This window comes from Flavobacteriales bacterium (genome assembly GCA_025210805.1).
Classification (GTDB): Bacteria; Bacteroidota; Bacteroidia; order Flavobacteriales; family CAJXXR01; genus JAOAQX01.
The window spans coordinates 1-14,594 of sequence record JAOAQX010000034.1 but is presented as its reverse complement, the minus strand read 5'-3'; the positions used below and the strand labels follow the sequence as shown (position 1 = coordinate 14,594).

14 protein-coding genes and 1 tRNA gene are annotated in these 14,594 nt (G+C 32.9%); 3 read left to right on the top strand and 12 right to left on the bottom strand.

Going from position 1 to position 14,594, the window contains the following annotated elements:
* Positions 1-25: 25 nt before the first annotated feature.
* Together deoC and gcvP are read left to right on the top strand one after the other, a co-directional pair.
* The gene (deoC, locus tag N4A45_13050; GenBank protein ID MCT4666146.1) at positions 26-670 is read left to right on the top strand and encodes a deoxyribose-phosphate aldolase; all 645 of its coding nucleotides are present in this window, start codon (positions 26-28) and stop codon (positions 668-670) included.
* Between the two features lie 109 nt (positions 671-779).
* Positions 780-3,656: an aminomethyl-transferring glycine dehydrogenase gene (gcvP, locus tag N4A45_13045; protein MCT4666145.1), complete on the top strand. Its 2,877-nt coding sequence runs from the start codon at positions 780-782 to the stop codon at positions 3,654-3,656.
* 264 nt (positions 3,657-3,920) lie between these two features.
* On the opposite strand, the gene xrtN is transcribed toward gcvP, so the two are convergent.
* The 5 genes from xrtN to N4A45_13020 form a co-directional block, all read right to left on the bottom strand.
* The gene (gene xrtN, locus N4A45_13040) at positions 3,921-5,228 is read right to left on the bottom strand and encodes an exosortase N (protein ID MCT4666144.1); all 1,308 of its coding nucleotides are present in this window, start codon (positions 5,226-5,228) and stop codon (positions 3,921-3,923) included.
* Positions 5,228-7,708 carry an XrtN system VIT domain-containing protein gene (locus N4A45_13035; GenBank protein MCT4666143.1) on the bottom strand — a complete coding sequence of 827 codons (2,481 nt, stop codon included), beginning with the start codon at positions 7,706-7,708 and terminating at the stop codon, positions 5,228-5,230. Before N4A45_13035 ends, xrtN begins: the two co-directional genes overlap by 1 nt.
* A gap of 19 nt (positions 7,709-7,727) precedes the next feature.
* On the bottom strand, positions 7,728-8,126 hold the full coding sequence (locus N4A45_13030; GenBank protein ID MCT4666142.1) for a ubiquinone biosynthesis protein COQ4: 399 nt from the start codon (positions 8,124-8,126) through the stop codon (positions 7,728-7,730).
* Positions 8,127-8,294: 168 nt separating this feature from the next.
* Positions 8,295-8,585, bottom strand: a complete 291-nt coding sequence (locus tag N4A45_13025; GenBank protein ID MCT4666141.1) for a transcriptional regulator — start codon at positions 8,583-8,585, stop codon at positions 8,295-8,297.
* A gap of 1 nt (position 8,586) precedes the next feature.
* Complete coding sequence (locus N4A45_13020) at positions 8,587-9,207, bottom strand: hypothetical protein (protein MCT4666140.1); 621 nt, start codon at positions 9,205-9,207, stop codon at positions 8,587-8,589.
* Positions 9,208-9,333: 126 nt separating this feature from the next.
* Here N4A45_13020 and N4A45_13015 point away from each other — a divergent pair, with 126 nt between their 5' ends.
* Positions 9,334-9,981, top strand: a complete 648-nt coding sequence (locus tag N4A45_13015; protein MCT4666139.1) for an NAD(P)H-binding protein — start codon at positions 9,334-9,336, stop codon at positions 9,979-9,981.
* Here the strand turns inward: N4A45_13015 and N4A45_13010 are convergent.
* The 7 genes from N4A45_13010 to N4A45_12980 all read right to left on the bottom strand — a co-directional run bounded on the left by N4A45_13010 (position 9,959) and on the right by N4A45_12980 (position 14,489).
* Complete coding sequence (locus tag N4A45_13010) at positions 9,959-10,615, bottom strand: hypothetical protein (GenBank protein ID MCT4666138.1); 657 nt, start codon at positions 10,613-10,615, stop codon at positions 9,959-9,961. The genes N4A45_13015 and N4A45_13010 overlap by 23 nt on opposite strands.
* Before the next feature lie 180 nt (positions 10,616-10,795).
* A complete protein-coding gene (locus N4A45_13005) occupies positions 10,796-11,476 on the bottom strand; it encodes a YiiX family permuted papain-like enzyme (GenBank protein ID MCT4666137.1) in 681 nt (226 codons plus the stop codon).
* Positions 11,473-12,126 (bottom strand): alpha/beta hydrolase, encoded by a 654-nt coding sequence (locus N4A45_13000; protein MCT4666136.1) that lies wholly within the window; start codon positions 12,124-12,126, stop codon positions 11,473-11,475. Before N4A45_13000 ends, N4A45_13005 begins: the two co-directional genes overlap by 4 nt.
* A 129-nt stretch (positions 12,127-12,255) precedes the next feature.
* On the bottom strand, positions 12,256-13,134 hold the full coding sequence (locus tag N4A45_12995; protein MCT4666135.1) for a helix-turn-helix domain-containing protein: 879 nt from the start codon (positions 13,132-13,134) through the stop codon (positions 12,256-12,258).
* A 113-nt stretch (positions 13,135-13,247) separates the two neighbouring features.
* A complete protein-coding gene (locus N4A45_12990) occupies positions 13,248-13,778 on the bottom strand; it encodes a carboxymuconolactone decarboxylase family protein (protein ID MCT4666134.1) in 531 nt (176 codons plus the stop codon).
* A 309-nt stretch (positions 13,779-14,087) separates the two neighbouring features.
* Entirely contained in the window at positions 14,088-14,282 is a 195-nt protein-coding gene (locus N4A45_12985; protein MCT4666133.1) for a GIY-YIG nuclease family protein, read from the bottom strand.
* A 137-nt stretch (positions 14,283-14,419) separates the two neighbouring features.
* A tRNA-Ile gene (locus N4A45_12980) sits at positions 14,420-14,489 on the bottom strand.
* Between the last annotated feature and the right edge of the window lie 105 nt (positions 14,490-14,594).

Genomic DNA, 14,594 nt, shown 5'->3' with positions numbered 1-14,594 from the left:
GAATAGTTTATAAAAACAAATTATTATGAAAAACATCAACCAAACGATCGACCATACGAACTTAAATCCTCAAGCTCAAAAAAAGGATATTTTGAAATTATGCAAGGAAGCAAAGGAATCAAAATTTGCAGGTGTCTGTGTGCATCCGCATTGGGTGAGTTTAGTAGCCAAGGAATTAAAAGGGAGTGCTGTGGAATGTGTTACAGTTGTAGGTTTTCCTTTAGGACAAAATACTACCGAGGCTAAAATTTTTGAGACACAAAATGCCATAGAAAATGGAGCAACAGAAATTGATATGGTAATTAATAATTCTTGGGTAAAAGAAGCAAATTGGGAACAAATAGCCCATGAAATTTCCCTCTTAAAGATGATTTGCCAAAAGCGTGTTCTAAAAGTGATCATCGAAACTTGTTATCTAACACCAGAAGAAATTCAAAAAGCAGCTTTGGTTTGTAAAAATGCTCAAGCAGACTATGTAAAAACTTCCACAGGTTTTGGAACAAGAGGAGCTTCATTGGCAGATATCGAAAATATTCGTAAAGCTATTGGTAATTCTTTGAAAATAAAAGCATCAGGAGGAATTAGAGATTTAGAAACTGCACAAAAGTATCTCGATTTAGGGGTCGATAGAATTGGGACTTCGTCAGGTTTAATAATCTGCGATTATTGATTTTAACATAAATACATAAAATTGTTTGATTATAAACACCATTTTTTAGGTATAAACGGCGTTTTGAAATGAAATTTAGACGTATTTTTGTTCAAATTTTCATAGAAAAATGCGTTATAATCAGTTTTCAAAAAGACATATAGGACCCAATGCACAAGAGCAACAAGAGATGCTCGCCAGTATTGGTGTAAGCTCTATGGAGGAGCTTATGAACGACATTATTCCTGATGGAATTTTGTCTCAAGAACCACTAAAAGTAGGAGAGTCTCTTTCAGAGGCTGAATACTTGGCTCATATCCGTGAAGTAGCACAAAAAAACAAGTTGTATAAAACGTATATTGGTTTGGGATATCATACCAGTATTACCCCAAGTGTGATCCAAAGAAATATTTTGGAAAATCCAGGATGGTACACAGCTTATACTCCTTACCAAGCAGAAATTGCACAAGGAAGATTAGAAGCTTTGTTAAATTTCCAAACGGCTATTTGTGACCTTACAGGAATGGATCTTGCAAATGCTTCTTTGTTAGATGAATCTACTGCTGCCTCAGAGGCGATGTTGATGCTTTTTGCAGCAAGATCAAGATCAAAGAAAAAAGCAAATGCAAACAAATTCTATGTTTCCGATGAGGTATTGCCACAAACAATGGCAGTTTTGGAAACAAGAGCACTTCCGTTTGAAATAGAACTTGTTATAGGAGAAGTAGAAGATTGCGACATTGATGATTCTTTCTTTGGAGGAATTTTTCAATACCCAACTACTACAGGTTCAATAGAGGATTATAGATCATATTGTGACTTATTCCACAGTCTTGATGCTCAAGTGGTTTTTGCAGCAGATATTATGGCGCTAGTGCTTTTGGAAAATCCAGCAACTATAGGTGCTGATGTTGTAGTAGGTTCTACTCAACGTTTTGGAATTCCATTAGGATATGGAGGGCCTCATGCAGCTTATTTTGCAACTTCAGAGAAATATAAAAGACAGATTCCAGGGCGAATTATTGGAGTTTCAAAAGATGTTGAAGGGAATCAAGCTTTAAGAATGGCTCTTCAAACAAGAGAGCAACATATCAAGAGAGATAAAGCAACTTCAAATATTTGTACTTCTCAAGTACTTCTTGCAGTAATGGCAGGAATGTATGCTGTTTATCACGGACCAGAAGGACTAAAAGCGATTGCATCTGATATTCATCAGAAAGCCGTGTCATTATCTCAAAATATCGAGAAAATGGGGTATTCTCAAGTGAATAATCACTTCTTTGATACCTTATATATCGATCTACAAGAAGAACTTGCAGAAGTCATTAATCATTTGGCATTAGAAGCTGGAATGAATTTCTTGTATATTGACCCAACTACTATTGCTATTAGTATCAATGAAGGGACAACACTTCAGGATCTAAATGATATCGTAATGGTATTAGCAGCTGCCAAAAAGAAAGATGCAGTGATTATTACTGAGCTTTCAAACGAAATGGCAATTCCTGCAGACTTAGCAAGAAAATCTGAGATTCTCACTCACGAAGTTTTCCATAAGTATCATTCTGAAACAGAAATGATGCGTTATATTAAAAAACTAGAGCGAAAAGATTTATCACTAAATCATTCAATGATTGCACTAGGTTCTTGTACCATGAAATTAAATGCAGCATCAGAAATGATTCCTTTGAATGAATCAGCTTTTGCTGGAATTCATCCATTTGCTCCAAAAGATCAAGCAGAGGGGTATGAGTTTATTATTAATGAGCTAGATGAATATTTAAGTGATATCACAGGTTTTGCTAAAATGTCTTTCCAGCCAAACTCTGGTGCACAAGGAGAATACGCAGGTTTACTTTGTATAAAATCTTATCATGAAGCACAAGGAAATCACGAAAGAAATATCGCATTGATTCCTGCATCGGCACACGGAACAAATCCTGCTTCAGCCTCAATGTGTGGAATGAAAATAGTAGTGGTAAAGTCTAATGATGATGGAACCATTGATATTCAGGATCTAAGAGAAAAAGCAGAAAAACACGCCGAAAAACTATCATGTTTAATGGTTACGTATCCTTCTACTCATGGAACTTATGAAGAAGGAATAAAAGATATTACAGATATTATTCATCAAAATGGTGGATTGGTTTATATGGATGGAGCAAACATGAATGCTCAGGTAGGACTCACAAGTCCTGGAATTATCGGAGCAGATGTTTGTCACCTAAATCTACATAAAACCTTTGCAATTCCTCATGGAGGAGGAGGACCAGGAATGGGACCTATCGGAGTGGTTGAAAAACTAGTTCCGCATCTTCCAGATCATCCAATAACTACCATAGACCCTGAAAGAATTCATTTGAATACAGTTTCTGCTGCACCTTATGGTTCCGCATTTATTCTTTTGATTTCTTATGGTTATATAAAAATGCTTGGTACAAATGGATTGACAGACTCTACAAAAGTAGCTATGCTTAACGCAAACTATATTAAGAGTCAGTTAGAAAAGCATTATGAAATTCTTTATACAGGGAATAAAGGAACTGTAGCTCACGAAATGATCTTAGAATGTAGAGATTTCAAAGAAGAATCGGGTGTTACAAGTACTGATATAGCCAAGCGTTTGATGGATTATGGATACCATGCTCCAACGGTTTCTTTCCCAGTAGCAGGAACTTTGATGATAGAACCAACAGAAAGTGAAAGCAAGGCAGAACTCGATCGTTTTATCTCTGCAATGGTGAGTATTCGTAAAGAAGTACAAGAAATTGTAGATGGCAAATATCCAAAAGATAATAATCCATTGATTAATGCTCCACATACACTTAATTTGCTTACTGCAAATGACTGGAGTTTAGATTATTCTCGTCAACAAGCTGCTTATCCATTGCCTTATTTGCATGAGAATAAGTTCTGGCCTTCAGTAAGAAGGGTAGATGAAGCATTTGGTGATAGAAACTTGATGTGTGCTTGTCCTTCCATTGAAGAATATGAAACTATAGAATAGTATTCTAAGTACTTATAAGAATTAAAGCCTTTTCTGAGTAAATACAGAAAAGGCTTTTTTGTGTTTTATGATACTTTATTTAATTTCAAAAAGTCGAAATTTGAATTCTTTAAAAATCGATTATGGGAGAATCAAATTTCTGGGCTTACACACTTTTTATCATTGCAATTGTTCATCTTCTTGGAGCTTTTGGATACATTATATATAAAATGAATAAGAAGAAGGAGACAAAATAGCATCCTTTCTTTTGATTTCTTTTTTCTATTATTGATATCGCAAAACACGAATTTGTTGAAAGAGTTCTTCTTTACTTTCTGCTGTGATATTTACCAGCATGAAAGGTTTTTCTGATTGCACTCCACGACTTCTCCACCCAAATTGATCTACAGTATGATAAACACCATCTGTGTACCACCATGCCGTATAAAGTTGTTCTTTTTCTTTGATGAGTTTTGCCCAATAAATAGATCGATGATCTTCAAGTTGATGCACTTTTTCATTAGAAAACTGATATCCCGAACCTTTCCAACAAATAGTAGGATTATGACAACTTCCAAAAGCACTTAAACAAGGTTTTATATATAATAAACTACTTTCGTTTTGAAATTGGAAGACCATGTTTTTCTCGTTTACAAACTTGTAACGATCTAGCTGTATAGGTATGGTTTCCTTGGTTAAAGGGTTTTTTTCCTCAAAATAAACAGGCAAACTATAAATAATCCCACCAAAGAACGCTACAGTAAAGATCATTTTCAGACTTAGTTTTTTTGGAATTTGAAAGGTCTGTTTCTTGAGAATTTCTTGATGATTCACTTTTATTTTAGAAATGATAAACGCTAGTGGAATGACCAGATAAATAAGAAAAGAAGCCAAACCCACAGCTTCATGACCAAAACTGTTTTCGGGATATTGTGTGATTACAAGACTAAGAATTCTGAAAAAATTTGAAAAAACCGAAAGAATAGCTGTAATCCCCACAAAAAAAATGATTTTCCATAAGTTATATTCTTGATTGTTCTTTTTTTCTTTCCAAGAAAGCAACGCCAATAAAACCATAAATCCTATTGTCCAAAAATGTAAGCCCGCACAGGCAGGATCTACCAAAAAAGCGTTTCCATTAATCTGGATTTCATTTCCATCTACTAAGACATTCATGCCTAGATTTTGAAAAACATTTCCAGCCATTTCGGTTAATTTTAGTCTTAGTGGAAAACTAAATATTTTACTTCCATATAAAAAGGCAGGTGAGGAGAAAAGAATCCAAAACCAAGTAAGCTTATTGATTTGTAAACGGAATGTATTGAATCCAAAAATCAGCCAAGAAAACAGTGATAAATACACTAAAGATCTTCTTTGAAAATACCACGAAGCAGCAATGCTCACTACCAAAATAAAGAGGGTAATATAATTTGTTTTTTCCATTTTTTTGTATCGAAAAATAAATGGAAGAAAAACTAAAGCACTGATGAAACTATCATGATATATAAAGCTTCTTATTTTTAAGAGAAACAAAATAAAAATGATACTTGCTAAGGAATAAATGCTGATTTTGGATTTCAATAAACTCTTCATTAAAACAATCTTTTTATTTTCATAATAAGAATACTTATTAATGAAATAATTATTAAAGCCCATTCATGTGGCTCAGGTACAGCACCAGATTGATTCATTTTGGCATTTTTAAGGCTGTTTTTATTCTTCTTAATATCAAACCTTTTATAGTCTTTGATGGTTTCTAAAACAATCATACTTGAGATAGGGCTGGCAACATAGGCGTTGTTTGCCAAATCAATCAATGGTCCAAATTCATAGGAATCACTGCGGTAAAAATCCGCTCCAATAGTTTTCATAATCAAGTTATAGTGATGGAGTCTCATGAGGTGGTCGGGTGCAACAGACGGCGTGTTTTCGTGGGTGTTTTCCTCGGTTATTATAAGTTTAGAAACTGGTAGGTAAATGGCATTTGAATCTAATTTTGGTTGACTCCAAAGCCCTTTTTTGAGTAGTGTTTCAACTTCTTCAAAAGTTGTTTTTTTTAAATCAATAGCACCAAACTGGCTTAGACCTGATAAATAATTTGAGCTTTCTGTATTTAATTCAATCACTTTTATTGGATCTTTATTTTGATCCAAAAAGCTTCTAAAATTTTGTCCAAATTTAGTTTTTTTAAGTTCCCCAATATTTGGAGTCCAAACAGTGGATTTACTAATAACCAAGCTATTTTTTGGTTTATAAATATGATGAAAAGGAAAAATACTATAAGCCTTTTTTTGGGCATTTTCCATTATTTGATCTAGCTTATGCTCTTGTAATTTTATCCATCCATTTTGGTAAACATAGAATTTTTTCTCTGGAAACTTGGAGAGCAATTGTTCCACTTCTTTTTGGTGCCAATTTTTATTTAAATCGAGGTAGATTAATGTTGCAGAAATTGGATGATTGATTTCTGTTGGATTTTGAAGGATATAAGCTTTCTTATTGAAAATAAAAGGCTTTTTCCCTAAAGGAACTTTTGGAATACTAAGAGTTTCAAACTGAAAATAACCCGCAGTTTGTTGAAATTTTTGAGGGCCTACTAAATCAAATCCTGTGAGATTTAAATTTTCATAAATAGGATTATTAGACGCAATTTGAATATGTTTTGTTTCTCGAGTTTTAGAAAAATCGGGACCAAGAATAGGGATGTCTTCTAATAAAATTTCCTCATTATTTGATTGTAATGGAATCGTGAAGCCAATTTTAAATTGTCTATTTTCTTCTGGTGTACAAGGAAAAACCGTGACCGTTATTTTATTTCCTTCTTGCCAATGTAGTAGGGCAGGATCACGCCTTTGAACCCCCACAATTTGATTATAAGCCTGGCTTGCCTTTTTCTTGGTGGTAAGTCTCGATTTTTCTTCTACGCCGTTTACCCAAAGTGATAGCGAAGTTGCCAAGCCTCCTTCAGGTAGATAAAAAGTATAAAGAGCTTCTTGTTGATTGCGTCCCCATCTTTTAAAATTATTTTTTATCTCAATTGTTTTTTCTACATAAGCTAATCGATATTCAGGATAGACTTTTATATTGCTGATAATTTGAGAAGTGGAAAGATCTTTTCCCGTCCAAAGTTTAGTATAGCTTTTATGTCTTTTATCAAAATTGGCGTTGAGAATTTTCATTTTGGTTTGGGCATCTAGCTGGATGTCTTCAAAAAGAACCTGACCTAGAAAAGCAAAAGGGTCAAAGCGTCTTTTTTCTCTAAAAGAATTGTTCCCGATATTATTGAAGCCATTGATAGGACTTGTAAACTCTAAATCAGTTAGCAGGATTCGTTCAGAGATCCAATCTTGCCCCCAAGTTTGCCCTAGAAGTACCCACTGAGGAAGCTCTGTTTCGTGTAAAGTGGTTTCGGTAAAAGTTTTATGTATTGCATTGAGTTTAAAACTCCAAATACTCATAATCACAATCATAATTAGAGAAGAGAGTGCTAAACCACTTCCAAACCACCACAAAGAAATCTGTTTTTTTCTATTGTGTGCTGCCAACTCTTTTAATAATAATGCCAGATAAATGATAGGAGAAAAAGCATAAATTCCTAAACCAATTAAAATAAGTCCAATGGCAGAATAAGGAAGGATAGGAATGAGGTAAATTATTTGAATAATGAGGTTTATACTTAAAAAACCGATGAAAAATTGGTGAATTCTTTGGATTGTTTTGGAGGTTTTGTCAATAAATATCCAAGAGAGATACAAAATATGAAGCAGAAATATTTGAAGGATATACCAAGTATCAAATGCTTCAAAAACCGTAATATAGCCATTCAGAATATAAGCAGATTGGAAAAATGCTAAGCTTGAAAGAATCCAGATTGTTTTATCCTTTCGATAACTTTTTACGAGTAAACTTGGTAAACAATAGGCTAATACGATTAAATGTATTGCAAACGCTCCTTCTCCGTTTTGTGAATCGCTAATCCAATTGAGTCTAAAAGCAAGAATCCAAAAAATAAACAAGAGGTTTAAAAAATAACCGATACGTGTAAATATGGGTGATGATGATTGTGTGTTCATGATACTGAAGTTTTAAGATTTATAAAGTTTTATGGTTCCAAAATGTATTGCGATGATGAATGGAAGTAGGAATTCCGATAGCTTTTACGACTGTTTGAAAATGTGTTTCTAAGAGTTTTTGATAGGGGAGATGATAAAAAGCACGGCATCTCTTACCAATCCTGAATGCTTTTAAATAAGTTTTTATATATTCTGGAAATAGGATGATACTCATCATTGCAGTTCCAAAACTATAGAGTGTGATTTTGCCATTTCCCAGTAGGATAAATTGAAGCGTACCTTCTTGTTCAGAACTGGTTCCAACATTAAAGAGGACATGAAAGATATCGTGTGTTTCATGGTAAGGAATCATTTTATAATTGTTGGTGTGAAGGAATATTCCTAGTTTTTTTCCTAAACTTTCTGTCGGAAGGTTCAACAGATATTGTTTCGAAATTTGCCATTTCTCCTTCTTTTTATTACTGTATTTGTCATATAACGGTTGGATGTTTTTTTGTAGCCAAATGGCTATTTTTCTTCTTTTTGCTATTTTTATCTCTAATTATTTAAAAGTACTTTGAATTACAAAGTAAGTTGGTAAAAAAAATTAAGAACGTAGATTTAGTAAGTTTTCTAGTGCATCTAAATGTTTTGTAAACGCTTCTTTTCCTATAACAGTAGCCTGATAAGTGGTATTCGGTTTTTTCCCGATAAATTGTTTCATAACAATGAGGTATTTATTTTTTTCTAAAGCCGTAATATGACTTGCCAAATTTCCATCGGTTACATTAAGTGTCTGTTTTAAGGTTTTGAAATCAACTTTTTCATTCACCATCAAAACGGACATCACCCCAAGTCTGACTCTGTTTTCGAAATGTTTGTTTAAGCCTTCAATCATACTAGTTTCTGTCGTATTTATAATACATCAACCCGCCATAAATAATATGAAGAATCCCAAAACCAAGTGCCCAAAAAAGTAAGCCATATCCCAAAAAATAGGAATTCAATAAGCCCAAAACTAATTGACTAATTCCTAGATAGCGAATATCTGAAAGTGTGTGATGACTGGCATTTATACAGGCTAAGCCATAGAAAACCAATGTAGCAGGGGCTACCCAAACCAAAGCACCGTGATACATGAGTAATAAACAGAAAATTCCTCCAACAATCAACGGAATGAGCATATTGATTAACAGCTTCTTTGAAGTGTTATTCCATACCATTCCTTGAGTTTTTTTTGTTTTTAACCAGGTAAAAAGTCCTCCAAAAGAGATGGCTAAAATCAAAATGACTAGGGCTAACCAAAAAAGCTCATGCTTGCTCTCTTCGGTCATAGTAAGGAGCAATTTTCCTGTATTTCTCGATGTATTATTAAGAATATTATAGGCATATCCCGCACCTAAAAGTGCAATGACACCTGCCGAAACGCCCGATAATCCACTCAAAGAGATGAATTTTGAGGAGCGTTCCATGATATTTCTAATTTCGGATAAGTTTTCTAAATGTTGATTTTTTGTCATAAGAAAGAACTTTGAGTTACAAAGTAAATGATAAATTTTGATTTGAGCAAATAAATTATTTGGGTGAATCGTGAAAAACAGGACAATTTTCTTATAAATTTGAGTCTAACTTTCAATAGAAATTCAATGAAAGCAGTCGTTATAGGAGCAACAGGAGCAACTGGATCCGATTTGATAAAAAAATTGTTAAAAGACGATTTTTTTTCAGAAGTAGTCATTTTTGTACGTAGAAAATCAGGATTTGAACATTCAAAGCTTCAAGAATATATTATTGATTATGATCAGATTTCTTCTTATAAGGAAATGATTTCAGGAGCTGTATTTTTCTCCTGTCTAGGAACCACTCTAAAAACGGCAGGAAGTAAAGAGAAACAATGGATTGTAGATTATGATTATCAGTACGAATTTGCTCAGTTGGCAAAGGAGAATAAGGTCACTCATTATATTCTTGTTTCTTCGGCACACGCTTCTGCAAATGCAAGATTTTATTATCCTAGAATGAAAGGACAATTGGAAGAAGCGGTTATAGCGTTAAGATTTGAGAATACAACTATTTTTCGTCCACCGATGCTTTTGAGGAAAGGTAGTGATAGAAAAGGGGAGCTTATAGCCGCAAAAGTAATTCGTTTTTTAAATTCAATAGGATTGTGGAATAGTCAAAGACCACTAGATACTAAGGTTTTGGCTGAAGCTATGATTACCGTATGCAAAAAGGCTTCAAAACCTTTTCAAGTGATTTCTGGTCAAGAGATTAGAAAAATTGTATCCATCTGACAATTAGAGAAGTGATTAGAATGACTAAGCCTAGGAAGAAAATAATTTTTCCGTGTTTTCGGTCATTTTCTTGGTAGGAAAATATTCGTGTTCCGTTGGGTAAAGTTTTTTTTGAAGTCCAAAGAAAATAGCCTGTAATGATCCCAAAAGCTCCTCCTAAAAAGGCTAAAAAATACCCAGCAATTACCCATGGTTTTTGGCTACTCTCAGGTTTTGCTAAATCTTCCATTCTTTGCTTATTCAGTTGAGCCAATAAATGTTCGTCAATCGTTTTTCCCTTTTCTTTCAGGATTTTTTGGGCTAATTGGTAATCAAAAGCACTCCATTCGTCTTTTTTGAGAAGAATTTCATATAATTCGCCCTCAGAAAACTGATACAGATAATGGTTCTTATCTACTTGTTCTATAAGCCTATTGGCTTCGTTTTCTAATAGTTTTTCCGCTTTTTCAAAATCTTCTTGTGGAATCCTAATTTCAATTAAGTTTTGAATAGTATTTCCCGCAAAAGTAACATCAACTATAGGAGCATTGTCTGCCATTTCACAGAGTATTTTATGATCCTCAAGTAGTTTTTTTGTCTCTAAAGCATATTCTAACTTTTGATACTTTCTAAAAATAGGATAATTGGATTCCATTTATGTGAATTTTATAGGTGAGACAAAGGCTGATGATATACTCAAAGATAAGGAAATATGAGCAAGGAGAATCAAGGTTTGGCAAACTATTTATGGGAGTATTTTTCTTGCTTATTTTTTTGAATCAGGCAAGGTGAATTTCCTAAAGTGCTTTCTTACTAAAAAATAAATGCACAAGAATTATTCATTGGCCAAAACAGTTTCTAGTTTATTGGATTGAAACATCGCCACGGGTGAAATCACTTTTTCGTTTAAGGGTAGATTATTGCCATATCTTTTTTTCATCAACTTTTTTACGGTCTTATGGCTTAAATCAAAATCGGAGAGTTTTTCAAGTTGTCCAATTTCAATATCTGTGGCTTCTTTATAAATTTTCCAAACAAGCTCTGAGCAATAAATTTTCTTATCCGACCATTCAAAATAGATATCATAAGGCTTTCCAAGAAATTTTTCACCAATTTTTTTCATCTTACCTAACACCTTAGGACTTAATGCTCGATCGGCATTTTTGAGTCTTTTTATTACAAAGTGTTTGTTTTTTCCACGTTTAATCCACTTTTGGATGGGTGTAAGCTTCACAGGCTGAACAGCTTCATAAACATAAAAGCGTCCCTTTTTCATGAAAATAATCCCCATGTGACTATACTTTGAATTTGTAGCCAATTGTATTGCCTTACTTTGATTAGACAGAGAGGTTTGAAAAATGAGATCACCATTCTTTATTGTTTTTTCTAATTCCAAAGAAGAAAATGAGGCGGTTTCACCTTTTGAACCTGTAGAAAGGAGGGATGTAATATTTGCTTGGTAACCAAAAAAAATAAGGAAGCTGATGGCAAGAATTGTAAAGAGTATTTTTTTCATTTTGTTTTAGCAGTTAAGATTTTTATTTCACGATTTATGATCTGGCTAATTTCATCCGCTTTATCTACAATCATAAAATGTGTTCCTTTGTTGATGAGTTCTTGATTTTCACCTTTATGAGAAGGAAGTAATAGATCATTTGTTCCTCCAATTTTAAGAACTGGAGTTGATATTTTTTCGTCATTCTTCCAATTCATCAATTCATTTATTGCCCATTTTGCAAAACTTTGATCAGTATCGTTTAAAATCTGATTCAGTAAACTTCTATTTTTTGCACCGAATACCCAATTTGCAACAATGCGTGGCGGGTCAAAAAGAGATTCAGGTATAATTTTGAATATTTTTGTCTTTCCGATAATTCGATATATTTTCCTTAATTCTTTTTTTGTTTCAACTGAAGAAATCAGAATCGTCAATTTCGGTTTAAGTATTTTGCTGATTTCAACGGCAATTAAACCTCCAAAACTCACCCCCAGAATACCAAAATTCTCTTCCGTATTAATAAGTTTTGAAAACCTTAGCGAGTAATCTTCTATTGTTTCGTTTTTTAAAGGCTCAATCCATTCAATTGGAAAAAGAGTATATTCTAGAGTTAGAAATTCAAAAACCCTTTTATCCGCTCCTAGTCCACTAATTCCATATAGTTTCATTTATATTTTTTTCTGATAATCAACAATGGGATCTGATTCGAATTTGAAGAATCAATCGATACGTTAAAATTACGCACTTTATTAATTCTTTGTGGCTCTTCAATACATAGGTGTCATTAGTGTTTTTATTCAGTAATTAGCTTTGTCAAATCCCACAGTTTTTCTGTAAACACTTGGGGCTATTTCTGTGTGTTTCTTAAAAAATCTACTAAAATAGAAAGGATCTTCATATCCAAGTTCAAATGCTATTTCTTCTACCGATTTGGAAGATAGGTATAGTTCTCTCTTCGCCTCAATAATGATGCGTTCAGCAATTAAAGTCGATAATGTTTTATTAAAGTATTTCTTTGTGATTTTTGCGAGTGAATTTGGAGTGAGATGAAGTAATTCTGCATATTCTTTCGGCTGATGTTTCTTTTTATAATATTGCTCAATATAATTTTTTAATTTTTGTGTAATAAATCGATCTTCACTCAATTCATCTGTTGTGATAATAGGATTTTGTTCTTTCTTGAGTCTAGAAATGTTAATTAAAAATATTTTTAGATGCGAAATAATAGCTTCATTATACGCCAAATTATTTTGCTGTATATCTTCAATAATTTCTTGTACTATCCAGTCTAACTTCTTAAAATAGGAGTCATTTATTTTTATAATAGGTGTATCATATATATTATTGAATAAAACACCATCACAAGCAATTTCTTTATGGTGTTTGTAAATACAAAAGAAATCAGAATGGAAGTTAATTATTATTCCCGAAGTTTTTTTTAAGCTTTTAAACATAAAAGGTTGGTAGGGTGAAAAAGAGAATAAATCATTTTTTTTATAACTATATTCTTTGTCTTCTATGAGCGCATTTCCTTCGCCTGATTTTATCCATATTAGGGAATAATAATTTAATCTTTGAATATGGTCTAAATGGCGAATGCTTTCAAATTTATAAAGTTTGAAAGCAAGCTCGCCAGTTTGAGAATTTACTAAGGTGTAAGTTTCTTGATCAATCATAATCTTCTGTCTCTTTCTTCAATTGGTATATAATACCATTTATGATGTTAATTAACTCATTAGTATGATTCTATGCATTACATCATATTTGTTGAACTATAATTGTCCATATTTTACAATTCTTTTGCTAACGGAAAATCAATTTCAACTTGAGTCAAATTATGTAAATAATTCATTGCAATTTTATCACTAATTTGCAAAATTAAATCTACTAAATTTTCTTTAGTATATCCTTGTGTATAGAATGATTCAACCAATTGATGGTCAATTTTTCCTTTTTGTCTGGTGATTGCACTTGTTATTTCTACTAATGATTGGAGCTTCGTATTGCTACTTTTAGCTAATCTGAACCCTATTATCTCTTCATCACTGAAACCGTTCATTTTTCCTAAAACAGTATGCGCACTTTGACAATATTTACATTCGTTTATCTGACTAACGACCAGGTTAATTACTTCTTTTTCTTTATTAGAGAAAGAGCTCTTTGTATTCTGAAATTCTAAATACTTTTTTAAGCCATTCTCAGAATGTGCCATTGCTGCGTATAAATTAGGTACAAAGCCTAATGTTTTATTGAGGTTATCAAAAATTATCTGATTAGTTTCTGAAACTTCTTCTTTTTTGGGAACGTTAAAATTTGTCATTTTATTTCTTTTAAAGTTATGTCATTATTGACTTTACAAATTTATATTCCAATAATCCTATATAGAATAGACAGATTATTCATTTGAATGGACATTTTTATCAAAATACTTTCTGTGAGCTATCCAAGTCTTTTTTTAAGGGTTTTAATTGTGCCGTTTGATATTCGACAAGGAGGTATTATATCATTTACGGTGTTAATTTATTCACTGTTTCCCCCCCTTTGAAGGGGGAAAGGGGGATGTTACACCAAGTAAATGCACTCGAAAAAGAGGCTAAAATTTATGGGTATATTTACACCTTAAATGGTATTATTGAAATTTTTCAATCAATTCCTCAATTTTCTTTCTTGATTTCCAATTTTTTATTTCCTTTTCTCTCAAAGTTGCCATTTTTTTAGACGGAAATTCTTGAACAAACACAATGATCCAGTCATTTGCACGTCCCGTAAATCCTTTGTGATTTGTGTTATGTCGCCTAAGTCTTTCTGTAGGGTTTGGGTGCACCCGATATAGAATTTATTAATTGACTTAGAAAATAGGATATAAACATAGAACATAATCAAATATTTTGAAAATTATAAAAACATAAAAAAACCTCAGTATAGGAATATACTAAGGTTTTTTGTGCTTTAAAAAAGCGGTCTGGACGGGACTCGAACCCGCGACCACTCCCGATGATAATCGGGATATTCTAACCAACTGAACTACCAGTATGAAATTTAAAAACATAAAAAAACCTCAGTATAGGAATATACTAAGGTTTTTTGTGCTTTAAAAAAGCGGTCTGGACGGGACTCGAACCCGCGACCCCCTGCG

Coding starts and splice junctions, on each gene's coding strand:
- N4A45_12995 (MCT4666135.1), bottom strand. CDS start 13,134: ATGATTGATCAAGAAACTTACACCTTAGTAAATTCTCAAACTGGCGAG.
- N4A45_12990 (MCT4666134.1), bottom strand. CDS start 13,778: ATGACAAATTTTAACGTTCCCAAAAAAGAAGAAGTTTCAGAAACTAAT.
- N4A45_13000 (MCT4666136.1), bottom strand. CDS start 12,126: ATGAAACTATATGGAATTAGTGGACTAGGAGCGGATAAAAGGGTTTTT.
- N4A45_13035 (MCT4666143.1), bottom strand. CDS start 7,708: ATGAACACACAATCATCATCACCCATATTTACACGTATCGGTTATTTT.
- N4A45_13015 (MCT4666139.1), top strand. CDS start 9,334: ATGAAAGCAGTCGTTATAGGAGCAACAGGAGCAACTGGATCCGATTTG.
- N4A45_13020 (MCT4666140.1), bottom strand. CDS start 9,207: ATGACAAAAAATCAACATTTAGAAAACTTATCCGAAATTAGAAATATC.
- N4A45_13005 (MCT4666137.1), bottom strand. CDS start 11,476: ATGAAAAAAATACTCTTTACAATTCTTGCCATCAGCTTCCTTATTTTT.
- xrtN (MCT4666144.1), bottom strand. CDS start 5,228: ATGAAGAGTTTATTGAAATCCAAAATCAGCATTTATTCCTTAGCAAGT.
- N4A45_13025 (MCT4666141.1), bottom strand. CDS start 8,585: ATGATTGAAGGCTTAAACAAACATTTCGAAAACAGAGTCAGACTTGGG.
- deoC (MCT4666146.1), top strand. CDS start 26: ATGAAAAACATCAACCAAACGATCGACCATACGAACTTAAATCCTCAA.
- gcvP (MCT4666145.1), top strand. CDS start 780: ATGCGTTATAATCAGTTTTCAAAAAGACATATAGGACCCAATGCACAA.
- N4A45_13010 (MCT4666138.1), bottom strand. CDS start 10,615: ATGGAATCCAATTATCCTATTTTTAGAAAGTATCAAAAGTTAGAATAT.